12 protein-coding genes and 1 pseudogene are annotated in these 24408 nt (G+C 39.0%); 12 read left to right on the plus strand and 1 reads right to left on the minus strand.

Features of this window, described 5'->3' with window-relative positions; genetic code table 11:
* Positions 1-40: 40 nt before the first annotated feature.
* Genes G7050_RS11055 through G7050_RS11065 form a run of 3 tightly spaced genes read left to right on the plus strand, consistent with a single transcriptional unit; the run spans position 41 to position 4245 of the window.
* Positions 41-2119, plus strand: a complete 2079-nt coding sequence (locus G7050_RS11055) for a beta-galactosidase (RefSeq protein ID WP_166115273.1) — start codon at positions 41-43, stop codon at positions 2117-2119.
* Positions 2120-2160: 41 nt separating this feature from the next.
* Positions 2161-2913, plus strand: a complete 753-nt coding sequence (locus tag G7050_RS11060; protein WP_166115276.1) for a rhamnogalacturonan acetylesterase — start codon at positions 2161-2163, stop codon at positions 2911-2913.
* Positions 2914-2967: 54 nt separating this feature from the next.
* A complete protein-coding gene (locus G7050_RS11065) occupies positions 2968-4245 on the plus strand; it encodes a BACON domain-containing protein (protein WP_166115278.1) in 1278 nt (425 codons plus the stop codon).
* Between the two features lie 9 nt (positions 4246-4254).
* On the opposite strand, the gene G7050_RS11070 is transcribed toward G7050_RS11065, so the two are convergent.
* Complete coding sequence (locus G7050_RS11070; protein ID WP_166115281.1) at positions 4255-8583, minus strand: two-component regulator propeller domain-containing protein; 4329 nt, start codon at positions 8581-8583, stop codon at positions 4255-4257.
* 160 nt (positions 8584-8743) lie between these two features.
* On the opposite strand from G7050_RS11070, the gene G7050_RS11075 reads away from it, so the two are divergent.
* The 9 genes and pseudogenes from G7050_RS11075 to G7050_RS11110 all read left to right on the plus strand — a co-directional run bounded on the left by G7050_RS11075 (position 8744) and on the right by G7050_RS11110 (position 24403).
* Positions 8744-11740: a DUF4982 domain-containing protein gene (locus G7050_RS11075; RefSeq protein WP_166115284.1), complete on the plus strand. Its 2997-nt coding sequence runs from the start codon at positions 8744-8746 to the stop codon at positions 11738-11740.
* A gap of 191 nt (positions 11741-11931) precedes the next feature.
* Positions 11932-15039 carry a TonB-dependent receptor gene (locus G7050_RS11080; RefSeq protein WP_166115303.1) on the plus strand — a complete coding sequence of 1036 codons (3108 nt, stop codon included), beginning with the start codon at positions 11932-11934 and terminating at the stop codon, positions 15037-15039.
* Between the two features lie 42 nt (positions 15040-15081).
* A complete protein-coding gene (locus G7050_RS11085) occupies positions 15082-17052 on the plus strand; it encodes a RagB/SusD family nutrient uptake outer membrane protein (protein ID WP_166115306.1) in 1971 nt (656 codons plus the stop codon).
* A 143-nt stretch (positions 17053-17195) separates the two neighbouring features.
* Positions 17196-19253, plus strand: a complete 2058-nt coding sequence (locus G7050_RS11090; RefSeq protein ID WP_166115308.1) for a rhamnogalacturonan lyase — start codon at positions 17196-17198, stop codon at positions 19251-19253.
* Between the two features lie 85 nt (positions 19254-19338).
* A pseudogene (locus G7050_RS17925) lies at positions 19339-20733 on the plus strand (glycoside hydrolase family 105 protein); the annotation flags it as partial.
* Positions 20725-21489 carry a rhamnogalacturonan acetylesterase gene (locus tag G7050_RS17930; protein ID WP_255499306.1) on the plus strand — a complete coding sequence of 255 codons (765 nt, stop codon included), beginning with the start codon at positions 20725-20727 and terminating at the stop codon, positions 21487-21489. The pseudogene G7050_RS17925 and the gene G7050_RS17930, both read left to right, overlap by 9 nt.
* Before the next feature lie 21 nt (positions 21490-21510).
* A complete protein-coding gene (gene rhaM / locus G7050_RS11100; RefSeq protein ID WP_166115318.1) occupies positions 21511-21822 on the plus strand; it encodes an L-rhamnose mutarotase in 312 nt (103 codons plus the stop codon).
* Between the two features lie 12 nt (positions 21823-21834).
* Positions 21835-23100, plus strand: a complete 1266-nt coding sequence (locus G7050_RS11105) for a rhamnogalacturonan acetylesterase (RefSeq protein ID WP_166115320.1) — start codon at positions 21835-21837, stop codon at positions 23098-23100.
* Between the two features lie 61 nt (positions 23101-23161).
* A complete protein-coding gene (locus G7050_RS11110; protein WP_166115322.1) occupies positions 23162-24403 on the plus strand; it encodes a glycoside hydrolase family 105 protein in 1242 nt (413 codons plus the stop codon).
* Positions 24404-24408 lie beyond the last annotated feature (5 nt).

Genomic DNA, 24408 nt, shown 5'->3' on the forward strand with positions numbered 1-24408 from the left:
AGACCTATGTATCTGCTCGCTATTATTTAAAATAGAGAACATGAGGAAGAAACTTCTTACAGGACTATTATTAATAGCTTTTACTTTGGGACTCAATGCCCAAAAAGCAGACCCTTTTTTCGATCCGAAGGATTTGACAATTGTGGGTACTTATTATTATCCCGAACATTGGGACGAAAGCCAATGGGAGAGGGATTTGAAACAAATAAAAGACCTCGGATTCGACTTTGTACATTATGCCGAATTTGCATGGGCACAGCTCGAACCACAAGAAGGTGTTTATGATTTTGCCTGGTTAGACAAAGCCGTTGATCTGGCAGATAAAAACGGACTGAAAGTAATTATGTGTACTTCAACTGCCACACCGCCTGTGTGGTTGGTTCGGAAATATCCCGATGTATTGATAACTCGTGAAAATGGAACGAAGATGGATCATGGAGCACGTCAGCACCCATCGCCATCGAATACATTTTATAGAGAATACTCTCTGAAAATGATCGATAAACTGGCTCAGCATTTTGGCAACGATAAACGTATTATGGGTTGGCAGTTAGATAACGAACCTCGCCCTGTTGCTGATTATGGAGAAGATGCTCATAAAAGATTTCGCACATGGTTGAAAAACAAATATACCACTATTGCTGCTTTGAACAAAGCTTGGGGTACTAACTTCTGGAGTCAGGTGTATTCTGATTTTTCGGAGATAAATATTCCTCAGACTTCTCAAATGTTTATGAATACACATCAAATTCTGGATTATAACAGGTTTATAACCGATGAGATGGCTACATTTTTGGATGATCAGACCAAAACTATCCGAAAATACAGTATTCCCACACAATGGGTTACTACTAATTATATTCCCCTATATGAGGACGGACATTTACGAAAAAGCGACCAATTGGATTTCCATTCCTATACCCGTTATATGGTGTTTGGCGAAAATTATGGAATAGGGCGTAAAGGGTATCGCTTAGGACCTGTTGAACGTATTGCAAAAGCCAATGATTTCTTCCGTCCTATAGATGGTGTTTATGGCATTATGGAACTTCAGCCGGGGCAAGTAAACTGGGGTACGATAAACTCTCAACCTCTACCGGGAACTGTTCGTTTGTGGTTGTGGCATGTTTTTGCAGGAGGCAGTAAGTTTGCTTGTACGTATCGTTATCGTCAGCCCATTTATGGAACCGAACTATATCATTATGGTATTGTCGGATCGGATGGAGTAACACCAACTCCAAGTGGATTAGAATATTCTGCATTTATCAAAGAAATAGCATCGCTTCGAAAAGAATACAAGGCAGATGCTAAAAATCCCGAAGCTTACGAGAAAAGAAGAACCGCCATTCTCTACAATCACGAGAATACGTGGGAAATGGAACGCAACAAGCAAACAACAGAATGGAATACGGAAAAACACATAGATAAGTATTATAATGCTTTGAAAAACTTTGGTGCTCCTGTCGACTTCATTGACGAAAGAGCCGGATTCTCAAAATACAATGTGATTATTGCCCCTGCTTATGAAATGATCGATCCCGAATTGGTGCAACGATGGAAAGCCTATGCAGAGCAAGGCGGCAATCTTGTATTAACTGCCCGATCGGGGCATAAAACACGCAACGGACAACTCTTTGAAGCTAAGTTTGGAGAACTTATTTATCCATTGATAGGTGCTCAGATAGAGTTCTATGATCTTTTACAACCCACTACTCCCGATAATGTAATTTTTGAAGGAAAGCCTTATAGCTGGACTAGTTGGGGCGAAATCTTAAAGACTGATGCCGGAACCGAAACATGGGCTACGTATCAAGGTGATTTTTATGAAGGAAGTTCTTCTGTCATACATCATCGTCTAGGAAAAGGATCAGTAACGTATGTGGGTGTCGATTCTCAAAAGGGAGAATTGGAGAAAGATGTTTTGAAGAGGCTTTATTCACAATTAAACATTCCGATTCTTGATCTACCTGCCGGTTTACATATCGAATATCGCGATGGCTTTGGTATTGCAGTGAATTATGCCGATAAGACATTGAGTTTACCTTTGGCTGAAAACGTACAATACATTATTGGAGGAAAAGAAATACCCACGGCAGGTGTATCTGTCTGGAAAGAATGAAAGTAGGGGCGAAAAATAATTTGCCCAACAAAAATAAAAACATGAAAAATAAATTAGTTTTAGCAGTTCTTTTTATTCTGCTATGCAGTTTTAAATCTTCTGAACCTAAAATAAGAATTTTTATAGCAGGAGATTCTACAGCTCAGAGTTATAAGGAAGAAAAAGACGGTTTGATAAAAGGGTGGGGACAAATGCTTGAAAAATATTTCACGGATAATGTGCAGGTCGTTAATCATGCAATAGGAGGAAGAAGTACCAAAACCTTTATAAGCGAAGGGCGTTGGGATCGATTGCTGTTGGAAGTAAAAGCAGGCGATTATGTATTTATCCAATTTGGACATAATGATGCATCAACTCGTCCCGAAAGACATGCATCTTACGAAGATTATGAAAAGAATCTGCTGAAATTTATTCACGATGTAAGAGTTAAAGACGCTTATCCTGTATTATTGACCTCACTTGTGATGCGTACTTTTAAAGATGGTAATCTGGTTGATGATCGTTTGAAAGGCTATCCCGTTATTACCCGAAAAGTAGCCAGAGAACACGCCGTTCCCTTGATTGATATAAATTTAAAGACGCGTGATTTTATAACCATGTTAGGCGATTCGGCATCTATACCTTATTATCGTTGGGTGGAAGCAGGTGTAGACCATGCTAAACCTGATGGATTGAAAGATGACACTCACATGATGGATAAAGGAGCTACAAAGGTTGCTTCTTTTGTAGCCGAAGGCATAAGAGATTTGAACTTATATGGATTAAGTAAATATCTTAAAGCGGTGGAAGAATGAAAAATATTTTTTAACTTTGAATGCTTTAAGTATAAACAGCTAACCGATCTTTTTATGAAAAACAATTTATTGATCCTTTCTTTGCTTCTTTTTTTATTGTCTTCTTGTGAAGGAAATGAAGATAGTAAACAACCTGATTTTATTCAATTTGCTAAAAAAGAAATCAGTTTGGGTTATAAAGAAAGTAAAGATACTATAGAAATACAGACAAATACTTCTTGGGAAATAGAGAGTATGCCCGAATGGCTGACTGTAAGTAAACAAAAGGGAACACAGGAAGACACAAATGTTATTCTTTATATTCAACCGAATAGAAACGAAACAGTTCGAGAATTTGATCTGATTTTTAAGATCAAAGATAAAAAGCAAGCATTACATATCTATCAGGAGGCTAAGCCTAAACCCGAATATACTTTGCCCCGATTGGGATTCACTTCTTTAATTCGTCTCGTAAGTGGAACTTATTCCGAAACCGAACCTTTTGATCTGGAATTTGAATCGGATAAACTATTTATTAATTCATCCAATAAAGAACTGATATTTCTCGGGAGTCTTTTTGTCGGAAAACTGACTAATTACCCTAAATTGGATCGTGTGGAGACAGCAGGTTATGCATATAACCAGTTACCGATAATTATAGGAAATTTCATAAACTTTACCATAGAAGAAAATTATACACCCTCTTATGAAACTTATCAACAAATAGAAAAAGAAGGTGTAGATAATTTTAATTCTGATGCTAGTTTTCCTTTGAGAACTTCAGATGGAACATATTATTATTCTCGCCGTCATTTGCATTGTATAGGTCTCTATGAACTTGGAATTTCGTTGGAGAAATTATTAAACGGAAAATCCTATAAAGAAGAGTCGATGAAGCATGAATATGGATTAATATATCCTGTGTCAAATATTCGATTTAGTGCAGATATGGATCGCCCAAACCCACCTTTGCTGACCGAAAAGCTGAATGAAGATAAATTTGTTCCCATGAATCCGAATTATATTTCTGAAATTAAGTATGGTAACAATACTTTGCTTTTGGTTGAGTCCGATTTTGAAAAGGGAATAGTAAATTCTATACAATCGAAACTGAGTAAAAGTGAGCAGTTAAATGCCGAGGAGGTGACAAAAGCAGAACAAATGGATGCTTATTATATTTATATGGTTTCTGTCGGTGAATTCAAAGTGATCAAAGGCAACCTGATAGAGGTTATCAATCAGTTGAAAGATCCAAAAGCTGTAAAGATTCCGATTGTTCCTGTTTCTTTCTCTTTTTCGGACTATTACAACAATGGAGTAGGAGCTGTAAAATACAAGATACATGTACAATAAGCTTAGACCTCAATCCTCCACCGATTTGGGTTCTTCTTTTAGTTGACCGTATTTAGAAGGTGAACAGTTGTATTGAGCTTTAAAACATTTGCTGAAATAGAAAGGATCTTCGAATCCCACTTTATACGATATTTCGGATACCGTAAATTCTCCCGTAAGAAGCATTTCGGCAGCTTTTTTCAGTCTCTTTATCTTTATCAGTTCATTCGGTGAAAATCCTGTAATGCCTTTCACTTTTTTATAGAAAATAGTTCTGCGGAGTTTCGATAGTTCGGCAAACCGATCTACCGAAAATTCACTATTGGCTATATTTTGTTCTAAAATACGATCAATCATTTCGAAAAACTCCTTGTCTTTATCCGTTGCTGTAATGAGATTGCCATCCAATACATATTCGTTTGAAAATCTTTTCTTTAACTGTTCCCGCTGCTCTATCAGTTTAAAGACTCTTGTAGTCAGGTATTTTATGCTGAACGGTTTCATAATATAGGCATCAGCACCGCTTTCGATACCTTCCAATTGATGTTCGATAGAAGAATGGGCAGTCAATAATATAATAGGAATATGACAAGTCTGAAACTCGTGCTTCAGTTGACGTGTCACCTCAAAGCCATCCATTTCGGGCATCATTACGTCGCAGATAATCAGGTCGGGATTGGTTTCAATTGCTTTTTGGAGTCCTTGTTTTCCGTTTTCAGCCGAATCAACCATAAAATATCTGCTGAATTCATCAATCAGAAAGTCACGTATGTCATCATTATCATCAATAATCAACATTTTATAATTGGAAAGCGTAGACTCGCTTATTTCAGGTAAAACAGGACTTATCTGTTCGGTAACGGTTTGATTTCTGTTGATTTCCTCATTAATAATATCAGGTATAGAAAGAGTTATAAAGTTTTCGCCTTTGTACACCTCTTTTGAAGTCGAAAATTCGACATTGAATATCGATCCTCCATTTGTATTGTTTTCGTACCAAATTTTACCCTTATGTGCCTCCACAAATTCTTTCACCAGAGATAAGCCGATGCCTGTTCCCGACGATGAAAAATTAATTTGCATAAACCTGCTGAATAAAAGATGCTGTTTATCTTTATCAATACCTATCCCATTGTCTTTGACCGAAATAGTACAAGTTTCATTTTTTTGATTGACGGTAATTGAAATTTCTACAACACCGTCTTTTGCTGTAAACTTAAATGCGTTCGAAAGCAGGTTATATATTATTTTATCGACTTTCCGGCGATCAATATACATCCTCAAAGATTCCGATTGAGTGTTGAGTGTATAAGTAATATTCTTGCGTTCGGCAATCTCCTGAAATCCCGAATAAATCTCCTGTATAAACTCTATCAAGTCTATCTCCTCCAAATCGAGAGTGAGAACATTATTTTGCAGTTTTCTAAACTCCAGCAATTGATCTATCAATCGGCTCAGAATATTAGAGTTCCGACCTAAAATAGCAAGCTGTTTTCTGATATTATCGGGGATATTAGTTTGGTCGTTCATATTTTCCATCGCTCCCTGAATGAGCGTTAAAGGAGTCCTGAATTCATGAGAAATATTGGTGAAGAAGCGTAACTTATGATTGGTCAGTTGCTTCTCTACCTGAACCGCATTGTTCAGTTTTCCGAATTTATAGATTAAACGGAAAGCAAAATACAACGCAACGATTAATAACAGGCTATAAAGAATATAGGCATAAGTAGATTTCCAGAAAGGAGGTGTAACCTCTACTTCTATCTGAGTAATTTTATCGCTCCACACACCATCGCTATTGGCACCCCGTACCTTAAATATATATTTTCCGGCAGGCAGATTTTTGTAAGTTGCACTATTGTCATGTTTGGGAGTACTCCATTTCTTATCGTAATTTTCGAGCATATATGAGTATAGGTTCTTTTCGGGTGAACGTAATGTAAGTGATGCAAATTGTATGGTGAATGTATTTTGCTTGTAGCTTAAATTTATTTTATCAGAAAAAGAAATTGATTTCTTTAAGGGGGAATTAGAATTCCCTACTTCAGCTTTCTGATCGTACAAAAAGAAGTTGGTGAAAGTTACAGGAGGTGTATTCTTTTCGGCAACAAAACTCTTCGGATTGAAAATGAGTAAACCATCGAGGCTTCCCCAAAACATATTTCCATTCAGGCACTTAAGATTCGCATTTTCATTAAAATGATTGCCATACGTGTTTTCCGAAAAATGGAAATTGGTAAATGAATTGTACTTTTTATCAAACTTCGAAATACCGTTTTCGCTACTGATCCACAATTGATGATTCTCATCCTCAAGAATCCCCGAAACAATATCTCCCGACAAGCCATTGGTGGTAGTGAAAAATTCAAACATACCTTCCCCATTAATATCTCCCAGATACTTGTTAAGTCCCCCTCCGGCAGTGCCTATCCAGATTTGCCCGTCTTCGTCTTCATAAATCGTTTTCACATCGTTGCTGCTTAACGTATTTTCCTTTTGAAGATTCAGTTTGTAGGCGATGAAATCCAAAGGATTAGCAATAATATTTTCGGGTTTGAATTTAATGATTCCGTCACTCGTTCCCACCCATATAAGACCTTTGCTGTCCTGATAAATGGTGCGTATATAACGCCTGTTACCTTCCTGATTGAATAACTGAATAAATGATGATGTGCTCTTATCTTCTTTCAACAGGTTGATACCTCCTCCAAACGAACCTACCCAAAGGCGGTTTTTATTATCTAACAATAGGCTGAATATCGAATTGTTACTGAGGCTGTTCGGATTACTCGGGTCATTCTTATAATGTGCTATTTGCTTAAAAGTTTTGGTGTCGAAAAGGTAAAGACCATTGCCTTTAGTACCTACCCACATACCTGCTTTTTTGTCTTCGGTTATGGTATACGGATTCAAATCCTCGTAAACATGTTTAATCGTTTTTATTTGATGGTCATATACATACAAGCTTCCGTTTTTTGTGCCTACCCAGATATTGTTGTTCGAATCTTCGTAAATCGTTTTTACACTGTTATTCTTACCGATCGATATTTTGTTTTCGGGTCTTATATACTGTATATCGTAATTGGGCTTTATGGCTTTTATTATGCCTGCATATTCGCTGCCTAACCATAGGTTGCCGAATTTGTCTTCGGTAATCGACAGTAAATAATCGGAGCTTAAGCTGTTTTCACCCAACTTATATTTGTAATTCTGAAGGTATTCGCTTTTAGGATCATAAGAAAACAAACCGTTTCCATAGGTGGTAATCCAGATAATGTCCTTCGAATCTATAAAAACATTGTATCGCTCTTCATCTATAATATTTATGATATTCTGAGGAATCAGTTGCAATTTTTTCACCTCACTATTTTGGATATTATAATACCATATATAGCCTGTATGATTAAATATCCAGATGTTTTGTTCCTTATCAATAATAAGCTGAATATTTCCTTTTAGATCGCTATCTTTTGCCCATCCGGGAGTTGTATATTCGCTGTTTCGGGTATTAAAAAACTGAATACCTGATGATTTGGTAACCACAAGCAACTGATCTATTTTGGTCTTAGCCATATCTGTAAGGATAGGCGAAGCTTGCATGCTTGTATTTGCTTCAAATACCTTTCTTTTTATATCATAAATCAATACACCTACCTGCTCTGTCGAAAAATATATTTTACCATTCGATTCTACCGCTTTCGTCGTATGATATACCGTATTTTTATTGAAGAAGCTTTCGGCTTTATCTTCACTGATTTTATACAATCCCGATTCACCGCCATACCATATTGAGCCTTTAGAGTCTTCGAACAAAAATCGTCCGTTTCTTTTATTATCAGACGGAATATCGGTAAGAAAGCTTTTAGACGTAAAGCCTTGTTTGGTCTTTCGTATTCTTAAACAACCATTTGTATTTCCCCATAGCCATATATCGCCGTTATTGGCTTCATAATAATAGGTGTAATACTGAGAGTTTTTCTCCTGAATATTCTGCTGATAATCAATAAACGATTCCGTGACGGGATCATAACAACAAAACACATTCTTGTAAGTTTTAATCCAGAGATACCCGTTTCTGTCCTCGAATAAGTTTTTAATCCGATGGTCTATCAATGATTTTGGATTTCCTATTTGCGGTTTGTAAGTCACAATCTGATATCCGTCGTATCGATTAAGTCCGTCTAAAGTTCCTGCCCAGATGAATCCTTTATTATCCTGTAATATATCCCTTACCGTATTTTGAGACAGTCCGTCTTTGGTAGTTATTTGAGAAAAATGAAGCTCGCTATTCTTCGCAGTTACCAAATGTGTAATAGCAAAAAAGAGCATGCTAATACATATGGTGATTATGTTATTCATAGTAACAGGTATTTTAAAGGTTTCGTATTCAAATTTAAAAGAAAAACTGACATGTGAATTAATAGTGTCAAATAATATAGTTGAATGGACAAATTTCCATGTTTTGTTTCGTTTTATGAAGATACTTTTGATGAACCTTAAATCTAAAAACACAATTACCATGAAACAATATGTGAGAACTTTTCCCAAAATATTGTCTGTGATACTCTTTATCCTCTCAGCAATCAGTAGTTCGGCGATGCCCACTCTGAAAGGAAATCAAAGGGTGAAATATAACTTTAATTCTCAGTGGCTTTTAAAAACAGGAGATGTTGAAGGCGGTCAAAAAGTCGATATTAACGATGCTTCATGGAGTAAAATCACATTGCCCAGAGCTTTTAATGAAGACGATGCTTTTAAACTGCCCATTGAAGATCATACAACCGGTATTGTGTGGTATCGAAAGCATTTTAAACTACCAGCAAAAGATAAAGGAAAGAAAATATTCCTAGAATTTGAAGGTATTCGTTTTGCAGGAGAATTCTACTTAAATGGCAAGCAGATAAGTATACACGAAAATGGCGTGATGGCTTTCGGTTTTGACATTACTGACGATGTTTTTTTCGGGAACAAAGAAAATGTTTTAGCTGTCCGCATTGATAATTCGTGGAAATATGCCGAGCGTGCCACAGGTACTACTTATCAGTGGAATAATATAAATTTCAATGCAAACTACGGAGGTATTCCCAAGAACGTCTTTCTACATGTGACAGATAAAGTATATCAGACTCTTCCTCTGTATAGTAATCTCAAAACTACAGGAACATATATTTATGCACGAGAAATAAACATTAGCAAAAAAAACGCTCAGGTATTTGCAGAATCGGAAGTCAGGAATGAATATTCGGTAGATAAAGCAGTCAGCTTCGAAATGCAGATAGAAGACATGAACGGTCATGTGATAAAAAAGATTAAATCATCGTCCATTGACTTAAAAGCAGGAGAAACCAAAACTATTGGAGTGAATAGTTTGGTTGATAATCTTGAATTTTGGAGTTGGGGATATGGCTATTTATACAATGTATATACAACTCTCTATGTAGACAATATTCCCGTAGATGTGGTGAAAACGAGAACAGGTTTTCGTAAAACCGCTTTCAGAAATGGAATGGTAGAGCTAAACGATCGTGTTTTGCAAATGAAAGGCTATGCCCAGCGTACCAGTAACGAATGGCCTGCCGTGGGTATGTCTGTACCTGCTTGGCTGAGCGATTTCAGCAATCGGTTGATTGTCGAAGGCAATGGTAATTTGGTTCGATGGATGCACGTAACCCCGTGGAAACAGGATGTAGAATCGTGTGACAGAGTGGGGCTTATACAAGCTATGCCTGCCGGAGATGCCGAAAAAGATGTTACAGGCAGACAGTGGAAGCAACGTGTTGAGCTGATGCGAGATGCCATTATTTACAATCGCAACAATCCGAGTATTCTTTTCTATGAATCGGGCAATGAATCTATCAGCGAGGAACATATGGCAGGCATGAAGGCTGTAAGAGATCGTTACGATCCTTATGGAGGACGTGCCATCGGTTCACGTGAAATGTTGGACAGTAAGATTGCAGAGTATGGAGGCGAAATGCTTTACATAAATAAAAGTGCCCATATACCCATGTGGGCAACAGAGTATTGCAGAGATGAGGCACTCCGTAAATATTGGGATGAATTTACTCCCCCTTATCACAAAAATGGCGATGGTCCTTTGCATAAAGGGCAGGACGCAAGTGCGTATAATCACAATCAGGATTCGTTTGCAAAAGAAACAGTTGCTCGTTGGTACGACTATTTCAGAGTACGTCCCGGAAGAGGGAAGCGTGTAAGTTCGGGAGGTACAAATATTATCTTTTCGGATTCCAATACCCATTATCGGGGTGCTGAAAATTACAGGCGAAGCGGCGAAGTCGATGCCATGCGTATTCCTAAGGATGCTTTCTATGCCCATCGGGTGATGTGGGATGGATGGGTAGATGTCGAAAACCATCGCACTCATATTGTCGGACATTGGAATTATACGCCTCAAACCGTAAAAGATGTGTTTGTAGTATCGTCGGGCGATCAGGTCGAATTATTTATTAACGGGCAATCGCAAGGGATGGGCGAACGGAGCTATCAGTTTTTATTTACATTTAAAAATATACAATGGCAGGCAGGCAAAATTGAAGCTATAAGTTATGACAATAATAAAACGATATTAAGCAGAAGCGAAATAAAAACGGCAGGAGATCCTGTCGCTTTGAAAATGAAAGTAATGCACGCCCCCGATGGATTTAAAGCAGATGGTGCAGACTTGGCACTGATTGAAGTCGAAACAATTGATAAAGACGGAAACCGTTGTCCCACCTCCGAAGTATTGGCTTCTTTCTCACTTTCGGGAGCTGCCGAATGGCGTGGAGGCATTGCACAAGGCAAAGATAATTATATATTATCTAAAGAATTACCTCTCGAAGCAGGAGTCAATCGTGTATTAGTAAGATCAACTAACACTTCGGGAAAAATTACATTGACAGCATCGGCGAAAGGCTTGAAACCGGCTACCGTTTCTTTCGAATCTATTCCCTTTAAACAAAAAGACGGACTTGCAGAATATATCAGTGGCGAATATCAACCCTCTAATTTAGAGAGAGGTAAAACTCCTGTAGGAGCGTCTTTTAAACCTTCCAGACAAAGTATCGATATTGTTGCAGCAACCGCAGGCAGCAACGAAGATAAAGCAAAGCTCAGCTACGATGATAACGAACTCTCGGAATGGACTAACGATGGAAATATCCGTACAGGATGGATAAAATACGAATTGGAACGGGATGCAACCATATCTGAAATAGAACTCAAACTCACAGGATGGAGAATGCGCAGTTATCCGATCATTATTACCGTTGATGATGTTGAAGTTTACAGAGGCGACACCGAAAAGAGCCTGGGTTACATTTCTATTCCCATAAAACCGACAAGAGGACGCTTTGTTAAGATTCAGCTAATGGGGCAAAGCAGCGATGAGGACGCTTTTGGCGGTATTGTGGAAGTTACGGGAACAAAAGAGCTCGATTTGTATAAAGATCCTAAAGCCTTAGATGCTAAAGGACAGCTCCGTATTGTAGAGGCTGAGATTTATGAAGCCCTATAAATGATCCTAAAGTCTTATTTTCTATGCTTCTGTACAAAAATACATTTGTGCCGATAGTCTTGTAGCCTACTTTCGTCGATGATTTAATAAATATAAACACAAGAGCCATGAAAAATTAAACAAACCTTAATTCCCGATCACAGAATCGGAAGAGAAAAACCTGATCTAAGAATTACTTAAATTAAAAATCCATGAGAAATAAACTAAAAACGAATCAATGTCTTGTATTCAAAACAAGATACATGTTTTTGACGATGATCTTTTTGCTTTTGTCTGTTGTTTCGTATGCACAACAGAAAACAATCAAAGGATCTGTTTATGATGAAAATAACGAGCCTATAATCGGAGCTTCGGTTAGTGTAAAGGGTACTTCGGTAGGAACAATAACCGATCTGGATGGATTATTTTCGATCCAGGCAAATGCCTCCGATGTTTTGGATGTTGCTTATATAGGGTATATCAAACAATCGATTCCGGTAAGTGGACAGTCACAAATAAAAGTGATACTTAAAGAGGATGCTAAATTACTCGATGAAGTAGTGGTAGTAGGATATGGTATTATGAAAAAGAGTGACGTTACGGGTGCAATGGTAAATGTGAGTTCCGAAGATATACGGAAACTACCTGTGGCAAATGCCTTGCAAGCTATGCAGGGGCGTGCAGCTGGTGTGGATATAACTTCTAACGAACGCCCCGGAGAACTGGGTAAAATACTAATTCGTGGTAGCCGTTCTTTGAATGCAAGTAATTCGCCTCTGTATGTAGTGGATGGAATTCCTCTTGCATCAGGAGGTATCGAAGCACTGAACCCTCTCGATATAGAATCAATAGATGTACTCAAAGATGCTTCGGCAACAGCCGTATTCGGTTCAAAAGGAGCCAATGGAGTTGTTTTGGTAACGACCAAAAGAGGTAAAAGCGGTAAAATGACTTTGGACTATTCGGGAATAGTAACTTTTGAAAATATGTATGATCGGACAACGATGATGAATTCTCCACAATATGTAGAATTCCGTCGCGATGCTTTCCGCCGTGCGGCAAAAAATACGTATCCCGAAACTCCTACTATTGAGGCTGACAAAGCAATATTCGGGCAAGACCCGATTGCATGGGCAAATATCGAAAAAGGATGGGCTAACGGAACTTATCACGGAAGTTTGATACCTACTACCGATTGGACAGATATGGTATTAAGAACCGGATTGACTCACGAGCATACCTTAAGTGCAAGTGGTGGTACCGATAAAATGAGAACACACACTTCTTTTGGATACCTGAATCAGGAAGGAACCCAAAAAGGACAGGATTTTGAGCGTTACAATGTCAAAATAAGTACCGATGTAAATCCGACCAAGTGGTTTTCGTTAGGAGCTTCTATTACAGGTACATGGAGCGTGCAGAATTACGGCTACTCAACATCTAATGCAACCGGTCCCGGTAACTTGTATTTTGCCGCTCAGGCCATGTTGCCCTATGCAGTACCTTTTGATGAAAACGGTAACCGTATCAATATGCCGGGTGGTGATGTTAATATCTTAAACCCGATAGGTGACGATAAATATGTGATAAACGAACGTACAACTTTACGTACTCTGGGAAGTTTTTATGCCGAGATTAAGTTTATGGAAGGATTGCGTTATCGCATCAATTTCGGTCCCGATTTTTATAATTTCAGAAACGGGCGTTTTATGGATGAAAGATCCTCTAACAGAGGTGCAGGAGAACCCGGTTCTACCAATTATGCACAATTGAATAAAACACAACGACTATCGTGGACATTAGATAACTTAATCTATTATGATAAAACATTTAATAAAGAACACAATCTGGGAATAACCTTGTTGCAAAGTTCTTCTAAGTTTCATGAAGAAACTTCGACCATGACAGCCAGTAATCTTCCTTGGAATAGTCAGCTATGGAATCAGTTGAACTCAGTTAGTGCACTCGATGCATTCGGATCGGGTTTGGTAGAAACTCAATTGTTGTCCTATATGGCTCGTGCCAATTACAGTTTTAACAGTAAATATATGTTGACTGCATCGGCTCGTTGGGATGGAGCATCTCAGTTGGCAGAAGGTAATAAATGGGACTTTTTTCCATCGGCTGCCATTGGCTGGCGTTTGGATGAAGAACAATTCCTTAAAAACCAGACATGGATCAATCAAATGAAATTGCGTTTAGGCGTTGGTTCTACGGGTAACTCTGCGATCTCTGCTTATCAGACTAAAGGGGGAATAGAAACTCTTTATTATACATGGGGAGCATTGGTTGCTCCGGGGTATGTTCAGTCCGATCCTTCCATGAAAGACCCTATTGTGATGCCCGATAAAAATCTAGGATGGGAACGTACTACCCAATGGAATCTTGGACTTGATTTTAGTTTCTTTAATAACCGTCTTACCGGTAATTTAGACCTTTATACATCTACCACCAGCGATTTGTTGATGCAAAGAGACATTCCATCCGTAACGGGATATACGCGTGTGTGGACAAATATAGGTAAGACTTCTAATAAGGGGATTGACTTGACATTGAACTCGGTAAATATCGAAACCAAAGATTTTTCATGGTCTACAAACTTGAATTTTTCGGCTAATAAAGATAAAATAGTAGAGTTGGCAAATGGAAAAGAAGACATTCTTGCTAACAACTGGTTTATCGGACAACGTTTAGGTGTTTTTTATGACTATGAGAAAGATCGGATCTGGCAAAATACGCCTGAAGATTTAGCTGAAATGGAGAAATTCAATGCAAACGGGCATGCTTTCAAACCCGGTAGTATAAAGGTTGTAGATCAGAATGGCGATTACAAGATTGATGCCAATAACGACCGTAAGATTGTAGGACAAAAAAATCCGAGCTGGACAGCAGGTCTTGTAAATACTTTTACATATAAAAACTGGGAACTATCATTCTTTATCTTCTCCCGTTGGAATTTCATGATGGAAACCGGAGCCGAATCTCTGCAAGGGCGATTTGCTCAACGTCTCTTAGATTATTGGACACCTACAAACCCTACCAATGATTATCCTGCTCCTAATTACGACAGAGCATCCGGTGATGAATTCAAAAGTTCGATGAATTATCAGGACGGTTCGTTTATCAAACTGCGTAATATTTCATTAGGATATCTATTCCCCAAACAAACCTTATCAAACTTGGGCGTAACTAATTTGAAGCTGTTTGCACAATTCAGAAACCCGGGATTATTATACTCTAAAATCGATTGGATTGATCCCGATTTAGGAGGCTCCACTTTCAATAGAGGAATAATCTTCGGTGTGAATATCGGATTCTAAAACAAACAAGGTCTCAGACCTTTTTACTTAAAAGAGAAAAGCATGAAAAATATAAAAAATATAGTATACTGTTGCATAATCGCAACATCTACGGTTGTTCTGATGCCGTCTTGCTCCGATTTTTTGGATGAAGAGTTAACAACATCATTGAGTTTGCAGTCTTTTGAAACCCCCGAAGGTTTAGACGGACTTTCAACAGGAATGTATCAGGGACTCAGATTTCACTTTAATTATAATTGGGCTTACGCTACCACCAATTACGGTACTGACGAATTTTCGGTCGGAGGAGACCGTTCGGAGCAGATGTGGAACACATACGATGCCAGTTTAAATTCGTTGAATGCATATGCTGCTAATGTCTGGGACAATATGTACAGCAATATAGCCAGTGCTAATATTCTGATAAAAAACGTGCCTCTATATTACGGAAATCTACCCAATCGGGATACACGTTTAGGAGAAGGGCATTTTATGAGAGCTTTCGATTATTTTAAGCTGGTGAGGCAGTTTGGCGGAGTACCTCTCAAACTGGAACCTTCTGTGACTGTCGAATTTGAATTTGGCAGAAATACAGCACCCGAGGTCTTCGAACAAATTATTAAGGATTTTACCGAAGCTTATAATTTATTGCCCGCTACACCTGCCCAACAAGGTCGTCTTACTAAATGGGCGGCAGCTCACTTTTTAGCAAAAGCTTATCTTACCCGTGCCAGCGAGCTTTACAGCGATTGGAATTCGGCAACAAAAAATGAGGATCTAGACAATGCCATCAAATATGCAGATATAGTAATCAATAGTGGAAAACATTCGTTAGCTAAAGATTTCCGCGAATTGTGGAATTATACAACAGTGAACGGTGCAAATGAAAAACTACCTGAGATTATTCTGGCAGCAGAGTTCTCCAATAATACGGCTACACAGGGACGTTATGGAAATCAAGTGCATCTGTACTATCCTTCGATTTATCAAAACTTGGCAGGAATGCAACGCGATATTCCCGGAGGTCGTGAATTTCAGAGGATGAGAACTACCGATTACTCCATGGATGTGTTTGACCGGGTGAACGATTCTCGATTCTGGAAATCGTTTAAAACCAGTTATTCTTGTAATAAGCCGGCAAGTGCTCCGGTTTGGGAGGCTAAATATGCACCTAAGCCCGAACTTGTAGGAAAACCTCGTTTTGCAGGAGGGCAGCAATCGATTCTGTATATCGTAAATAATGCAGGAGACAAAAGGTATACAGAAGAAAGCATTAAATACCGTGCCCCACACATGTTTGTACGTTATTTCGATGGAGACTCCCCCAATTTAATGAGCGAACATGGCAATTATACAACAAGCCGCTATGTGACAATGAGCAAATTTTTAGATGGATCGCGTATCTCAGTAGCATCACAGTTTGGTTGTCGCGATGGAATTTTAGCTCGTTTGGCCGAAACCTATCTTATTGCAGCCGAAGCCTATGGACGCAACGGTCAATACGATGCGGCATTACCTTATATCAATGCAGTGAGAGACAGAGCAGCTTATAAAGAGGGTGAAGACCGAACCGTTTACTCGGATGGAGGAGCAGCCTATAAGAATAATGCCGTAGCTAACGCAGCACAGTATACATCTTATTCGGAAATAAATTCTTACTATGAGTCTAATAACATACCGGTAACAACTACGGCTTCATTATCGGCACTGCATCTGAATAGTACAACTGATATATTTAATTCGACAAAAGAATTTTATACAGAAGTCGGAGCATCTTCACAAGCCGAAAAATTCCTTCACTTTATCTTGAACGAAAGATCAAGAGAGCTTGTCGGAGAATTGTTGCGTTGGGAAGATCTCTCAAGAACAAAGACACTGGTTACAAGAGCTAAAGTCTTTAACGACGATACAAACCCGAAAGAAGGTGTACATTATCTTCGTCCTATACCTCAATCGTTTTTGGATGCTATTCATAAGAATGGAAAGCCGTTGAGCGGAGAAGAAAAACAAGCCATGCAAAATCCCGGTTATTAAGTAGATAAAATATTTATTCTTATATTTTGCTAAACCAATAGACCGGTTTGCAATCTTGAAAATCTCAGGCAAGACTAAGTCCGAAAATTATAAGAGGGCTTAGTTTTGTCTTTTACCAAGAAAAAATCGAAATACCTGAAAATATGAAAAATAATAAATTACTATACCTTGTTGTATGTTTGTTTCTCATGGTTTCTACATTATCAGTTTCGGCACAGCCCAATTATGATTTTACAAAACTTAAACGGGAGAAGCTCAATAGAGGATTGGTTGTTGTGAAAAAAGATAATCAAACAAATTTCCTGAGTTGGCGTTATCTTTCGTCCGATCCTATGGATATATCTTTTAATATCTATCGAAACGGAACTAAAATAAATGATAAACCAATAACCGAAGGGACTTTCTTTGAAGACAAAACAGCTTCTGGCAGTGAGCAAACTTATGTAATAAAATCATTTGCAAAAGGCATTGAGAAAGAAGAACAAAAATATACCCTTCCTGCAAATGCCCCTGTGGGTTATGTAAATATTCCACTTGATAAACCTAAAGATGGGGTTACTCCCGATGGACAAGCCTATACTTATTCGCCCAACGATGCCAGTATCGGTGATGTAGATGGTGACGGCGAATATGAAATTATCCTGAAATGGGATCCATCTAATGCGCATGATAATTCACACAAGGGTTATACAGGAAATGTATTTATTGATTGCTATAAACTGAACGGAACTAAACTCTGGCGAATAGATCTCGGTAAAAATATCCGTGCAGGAGCACATTATACGCAGTTTATGGTATATGATCTGGATGGGGATAACAAAGCCGAAATAGTAATGAAAACCGCCGATGGTTCGGTTGACGGATCGGGTAATATTATAGGAGATGCAAAGTTGGACTTTCGAAATTCAGATGGTTTTATTCTATCGGGAAATGAGTACTTGACCATCTTCAATGGTGAGACAGGCAAGGCGATGGAAACCCTTCCTTACGATCCGCCCAGAGGTGAGTTAATGAGTTGGGGCGACGATAAAGGAAATCGTATGGATCGGTATTTGGCGGCTATTGCCTATCTCGATGGCGAGCATCCAAGTGTAGTCATGTGTAGAGGCTATTATACCCGAACAGTATTAGTAGCCTACGATTGGCGTAACGGAAAACTAACGAAACGCTGGACTTTCGATTCGAATACTCCCGGTAATGAGTCGTATGCAGGACAGGGAAACCACAACCTCAGAGTAGGTGATGTGGATGGAGACGGTTGCGACGAAATTATATACGGATCGTGTGCCATAGATCACGATGGGACAGGTCTGTATAATACTAAATTAGGACACGGTGATGCTATTCATCTGACCGTTTTCGACCCGAAAAGGGGAGGATTACAAGTTTGGGATTGCCACGAAAATAAACGGGATGGTTCTACTTACCGTGATGCACGAACAGGCGAAATACTGTTTCAGGTATCTTCATCTACGGATGTAGGTCGATGTATGGCAGCCGATATCGACCCTAATTATCCCGGAGTTGAAATGTGGTCGTGGGAGTCCAAAGGCATCCGGAATATAAAAGGCGAGGTGATTGATACCGCTATGCAAGACATATCGGTAAATATGGCTTGTTGGTGGGATGGAGATTTACTTCGTGAGTTGCTCGATAAAAACAAAATAACAAAATACGATTATAAGAACGGCGGATTTCAAACACTGCTTACTGCCGAGGGATGCGTTTCGAACAATGGAACAAAAGCTACTCCAGCCATACAAGGCGATATTGTGGGCGATTGGCGTGAAGAGGTTTTATTGAGAACCGAAGATAATAACAACCTGAGATTGTATGTGTCAACATATCCTACCGAATATCGTTTCCATACATTCTTGGAAGACCCGATTTACAGGATAAGTATGGCTACTCAAAACGTAGCCTATAATCAGCCTACGCAACCCGGATTTTATATGGGTGCTGATCTGGGTAAGATATTTCCCGAAAAAGAACTTGTAACCGATGCTACCGAACTGTTATTGGATGCAGGGATGAATTATGACAGTTACTTGTGGTCGATAGGTGGAGAGAGTCGCAGTAGGTTGGTAACATCAAAAGATATTCCCCTGAGAAAGCGTACACTTATACAATTAGTCGTTACTTATCGAGGCTATCAATTTTCAGATTCTGTGTATGTAACCTTAGGTGCAAAAACAAAATAGAAGCCTTAAATTCTATGTAATTGAATAATTTTCCATGTTTCGGAAAGTATGGAAATCCTTATTTTGCAATAAATATACGAAGACCATGAAATACACTTTGAATATATTCTCGCTTTTAGTTTTCCTATTGATAAGTGGAGTCCTTTCCGCTCAGAAAAAAGAGGATAAAATAAACGATTCTACTACACCTTTGCATCTATTGGCTTCCGATTATAAAGTTCCTTACGGGATGATCTCAAAAGATGAAGTAAAGAAATCGTTAGATAGAGTTTTGTCTTATCTTGAGGTATCCACTCCCACCAATGTAATCGACAAGAAAACAAGGAAAGTAATTACCGATTATTCAAAAATGGATAGCAACTCCGAACTCGAAAAAGGTGCTTTCCGTTTGGCAAGTTACGAGTGGGGAGTTACTTATTCGGGGATGCTCGAAATGGCTGCCGCCTCAGGAGATAAACGCTATTTTGACTATGTGAACGACAGGTTTAAATTTCTGTCGGATGTTGCACCTCATTTCAAGAAACTGATGGACGATTACGGTGTGATTGATCCTCAGATGAAACAAATGCTCACACCTCATGCTCTGGATGATGCAGGGGCAATGTGTGCTTCAATGATTAAGTTGGAGCAAACTAAATCCGAATATAACCTTCGTCCGCTTATCGACAATTATATCAACTATATCATGTATAGCGAATACCGTCTCTATGATGGTACATTTGCCCGTAAACGCCCACAAATGAATACCCTTTGGCTCGACGATATGTATATGAGTATTCCTGCTCTTGCTCAAATGGGTAAGCTCACAGGCGAAAGTAAATATTACAATGAGGCGGTAAAGCAGATACTTCAGTTTTCGAAACGAATGTTTGTTAAAGAGAAAGGCTTATATATGCACGGTTGGGTGGAATCGTCCGAAGAGCACCCCGCCTTCCATTGGGGAAGGGCAAACGGATGGGCACTGCTCACCATGGTTGAGGTATTGGATGTATTGCCCGCTAATCATCCCGAACGATCAAAAGTATTGACTCAATTAAAAGAGCATATAAAAGGCTTGACATCCTATCAATCGGGAGACGGCTTCTGGCATCAATTGATAGATCGGAACGATTCGTACCCCGAAACATCGGCAACGGCTATTTATGCCTATTGTATTGCCCGAGCCGTCAACAAAGGGTGGATCGATGCCATCGCTTATGCGCCTGTAGCCAATCTGGCTTGGCATGCCGTGTCTACCCAAATAAACAGCGAAGGGCAGGTCGAAGGTACTTGTGTGGGCACGGGTATGGCTTTCGATCCTGCATTTTATTACTATCGTCCTGTAAACGTATACGCTGCACATGGTTATGGGCCTGTATTATTGGCAGGAGCTGAGATTATCAATTTATTGAATAATTTCTATCCCAAAATGAACGACAGTGCAGTGCAATATTACTCAGAAAAACAAAATACCACTGCTCCCATTTTCAGTGTGAGTGATCCTTCACGTCCGCAGGACATAGTATCGGGTAGTTCACGTAAAAATGCAACAGCACCCGTTTTATTTCTGATTGGAGACTCTACCGTTAAAAATGGAAAAGGAAACGGCGATAACGATCAATGGGGATGGGGAAGCTTCTTCGAACAATTCTTCGATACAACAAAAGTATCTGTAGAGAACCATGCTTTAGGCGGAAGAAGCAGCCGTACATTTTTTACTGAAGGATTGTGGGATAAAGTATTGCCGGGTATTCAGGCAGGAGATTATCTGTTTATACAATTCGGACATAACGATGGAGGTTCGTTAAATACAGGTCGTGCCAGAGCCTCGCTGAAAGGTATTGGCAATGAATCGGAAACCGTAATAATGGAACGTAACGGAGGTGCAGAAACTGTTTATACATTCGGTCACTACCTGCGTATTTATATCCGTCAGGCAAAAGCTAAAGGAGCTTATCCGGTTGTATTGTCACCTACACCCGGAAATCATTGGACAGATGGCAAGCTGAACCGTATGACCGAAACATATACCAAATGGGCAAAAGAAGTTGCAGCACAGGAGAATGTCCCTTTTATCGATCTGAATGACCTGACAGCACAAAAATGCGATGCTTTAGGTCAGGGCAAAGTAAAGGAACTCTATAAAGACAATGTACACACTACTCGTGATGGAGCTTTGATGAACGGGCAATCGGTTGTTGACGGACTGCTGGCTTTACCCGATTTCAGGCTTCAAAAATATATTATTAGAAAATAACAATCTTATACAATAGTGGCTATGAAAAGAGAAGCATTTAAAATGTACTTAAAGCCGGGAAAAGAGGCTGAATACGAAAAACGTCACAACGAAATATGGGATGAATTAAAATCTCTTCTAAAAGAAGCAGGTATCAGCGATTACAGTATCTTTTGGGACGAAGAAACCAATGTCCTCTATGCTTCTCAAAAGGTGGAGGGAGGTTCTTCTCAATCGTTGGGAGAAAATCCTGTTGTTCAGAAATGGTGGGCATATATGGCAGATATTATGGAAACCAATCCCGATAATTCGCCTGTGTCGAAATCTTTGAAAGAAGTTTTTTATTTGAAATAAGTAATAGAAAATATGAAATCAGCCCTTATAATAGTTCTGTGTTTATTAGGAATAGTAAGTACTAATATGGCGGTAGATTACAAATTTAATCTGACAAAAGATAAACACCAGAAAGGTTTTACTACTATTGCTCCGGATCATATGTATATTGCAGGCGGTTATGGCTACGATTTAGGAACACATCCGAATGATGGAAAGCCGTTTTTTTTCTCGGTAGATGTACCTGAGGGTAACTATTTGGTGAGAGTGGTATTGGGAAGTAAAGATGCTTCAAGTAATACAACTGTAAAAGCCGAATCTCGTAGATTGATGCTCAAAAATATAGAGACAAAAAAAGGTGAATTTATCACACATGAGTTTGCTGTAAATATCCGTAATACAAAGATCTCGGAAACCGAATCGGTTAAGATAAAACCCCGTGAAATAGGCAAACTTATTTGGGATAATAAGTTGACTCTCGAATTTAATGGCGACAATCCATCGGTACAAAGTATTGAAATAAAATCGGCAGATAACTTGGTAACATTGTTCTTAGCCGGAAACTCAACTGTTGTTGATGAAGCCAACGAACCTTGGTGCGGATGGGGACAGATGTTTCCGCTTTTCTTTACATCCAAAGTGGCTATTGCCAATTATGCCGAATCGGGTGAGGCGGCAAATACGTTTGTTTCGTCTAAACGTTTCGCCAAACTATTAACCAAGATAAAGAAAGGTGACTATCTGTTTATAGAGTTTGGACATAACGATCAAAAACAAAAAGGCGAGGGTAAAGGCCCCTACACAAGCTACAAAAGTGACTTGAAATACTTGGTAGATGAAGCTCGTAAAAAAGGTGCAAACCCTGTACTGGTAACATCTATGCACCGCCGAAGTTTTGATGAAAAGGGAAAAGTAATCAATACGCACGGCGAATATCCTAATGCTGTCCGTTTATTAGCTAAAGAAGAAAATGTGCTTTTGATCAATCTCAATAATATGAGTAAAGATCTGTACGAAGCATGGGGAGTAGAAGGTTCTAAAAAGGCATTTGTACATTATGCAGCCGGAACATTTCCCGATCAGGAAAAAGCTTTGGAAGACAATACACACTTCAATCCCTATGGAGGCTATCAGATAGCCCGTTGTATAGTCAGTGGTATAATTGAAGCGAATTTACCCATCCAAAAATACATTAAAAAGGAATATCGAAATTATAATCCGGCTCATCCCGATGCGTTCGAGACATTTCATATTCCATTGACACCTTTTTCTTCGACAATTAAACCCGATGGAAATTAAAGCTATAGTGTTTATGCTGAATTAATAAACAGGTCTGTGACCTTAAACTTATAATATCTATATGAAAAGACGACTATTAACTGTATGTGGGATTCTTTCGTTAACGTTTGTAACGGTATTTTCTCAACAACGTACTGATGAAGAATGCATAAGGGCGGTAGCCGATAATATATTGAAAGAGCCTGTCTCTCAATTTGTAGGAGTGAAAACAGGTAAAACATACAACAGCACCAAAGAAATACCTAAAGGCGAAGATGTGAGGTTTAAAAGCCCGCTTTCCGAATGGCATTATTCGAATGGAGTGTTGGATATGAGTATGATAAATCTGGGCGAGTATCTCAATGACCCCAAATATATCAACTATGCAAAGAATCATGTCGCATTTGGATTTGCCAATTACGAGTATTTTAAAAATACATTCCGTAACGACCGAAAGCATTGGCACTGGCCTTTCGGTCAGCTTTGGAATATGAAAGAACTGGACGATTGCGGAGCAATGGGAGCTGCCGTTATTGAAGTATATAAGTACGATTCGAAGAAGCAATATAAAGACTACTTTGAAGCAGCAGGAAAACATATCATGCAGGATCAAACCCGTTTGAGCGACGGTACATTGTGCCGTACATTTCCCCGTGAAATGACCGTGTGGGCGGATGATGTATACATGAGTGTTTCGTTTCTGGCTCAAATGGGAAAACAGACAGGTAATAAGAAATACTTTGATGAAGCAACCCGTCAGATTATTAATATTTCAGATTACTTGTGGTGTCCCGACAAACAACTGTTTTATCATTGTTTTTATACCGACCTCAATCGTAATGGAGTAGCATTCTGGGGACGGGCAAACGGTTGGATTACCGTGTCGTTAGTTCGTCTTTTAGGCGTGTTACCAAAGGATTATGCAAGTAGGAAACAGTTAATCGATCTACTCGAAAAACAAATTGTTGGTGCATCACGCTATCAGAACGAAAACGGTATGTGGAATCAGTTATTGGATAAACCCGAATCATACGACGAGTCGTCGGTAACAGCCATGTATGTGTACGGTATTGCCAAAGCAATCAACGAAGGTTGGTTCGATGATACCTATATGAGAATAGCCCAACTGGGGTGGAATGCATTGAAAAAAGACCAGATAACCGAAAACGGACACTTTAAGAATGTATGTGTGGGAACAGGTATCACCGATGATCTGCCCTTTTATTACAGCCGTCCTGTAGGTGAAAATGAAAAACACGGACTTGGTTTGATTATTGATGCAGGTGTTGAGATTCTGAAACTAAATAAGAGAAATAAGAAATAATAGAT

It is taken from the genome of Dysgonomonas sp. HDW5A (assembly GCF_011299555.1).
GTDB lineage: Bacteria > Bacteroidota > Bacteroidia > Bacteroidales > Dysgonomonadaceae > Dysgonomonas_A.

Bases quoted from the DNA above. Each gene is read 5' to 3' on its own strand.
- G7050_RS11055 (WP_166115273.1), top strand. From the start codon at position 41: ATGAGGAAGAAACTTCTTACAGGACTATTATTAATAGCTTTTACTTTG.
- G7050_RS11060 (WP_166115276.1), top strand. From the start codon at position 2,161: ATGAAAAATAAATTAGTTTTAGCAGTTCTTTTTATTCTGCTATGCAGT.
- G7050_RS11065 (WP_166115278.1), top strand. From the start codon at position 2,968: ATGAAAAACAATTTATTGATCCTTTCTTTGCTTCTTTTTTTATTGTCT.
- G7050_RS11070 (WP_166115281.1), bottom strand. From the start codon at position 8,583: ATGAATAACATAATCACCATATGTATTAGCATGCTCTTTTTTGCTATT.
- G7050_RS11075 (WP_166115284.1), top strand. From the start codon at position 8,744: ATGAAACAATATGTGAGAACTTTTCCCAAAATATTGTCTGTGATACTC.
- G7050_RS11080 (WP_166115303.1), top strand. From the start codon at position 11,932: ATGAGAAATAAACTAAAAACGAATCAATGTCTTGTATTCAAAACAAGA.
- G7050_RS11085 (WP_166115306.1), top strand. From the start codon at position 15,082: ATGAAAAATATAAAAAATATAGTATACTGTTGCATAATCGCAACATCT.
- G7050_RS11090 (WP_166115308.1), top strand. From the start codon at position 17,196: ATGAAAAATAATAAATTACTATACCTTGTTGTATGTTTGTTTCTCATG.
- rhaM (WP_166115318.1), top strand. From the start codon at position 21,511: ATGAAAAGAGAAGCATTTAAAATGTACTTAAAGCCGGGAAAAGAGGCT.
- G7050_RS11105 (WP_166115320.1), top strand. From the start codon at position 21,835: ATGAAATCAGCCCTTATAATAGTTCTGTGTTTATTAGGAATAGTAAGT.
- G7050_RS11110 (WP_166115322.1), top strand. From the start codon at position 23,162: ATGAAAAGACGACTATTAACTGTATGTGGGATTCTTTCGTTAACGTTT.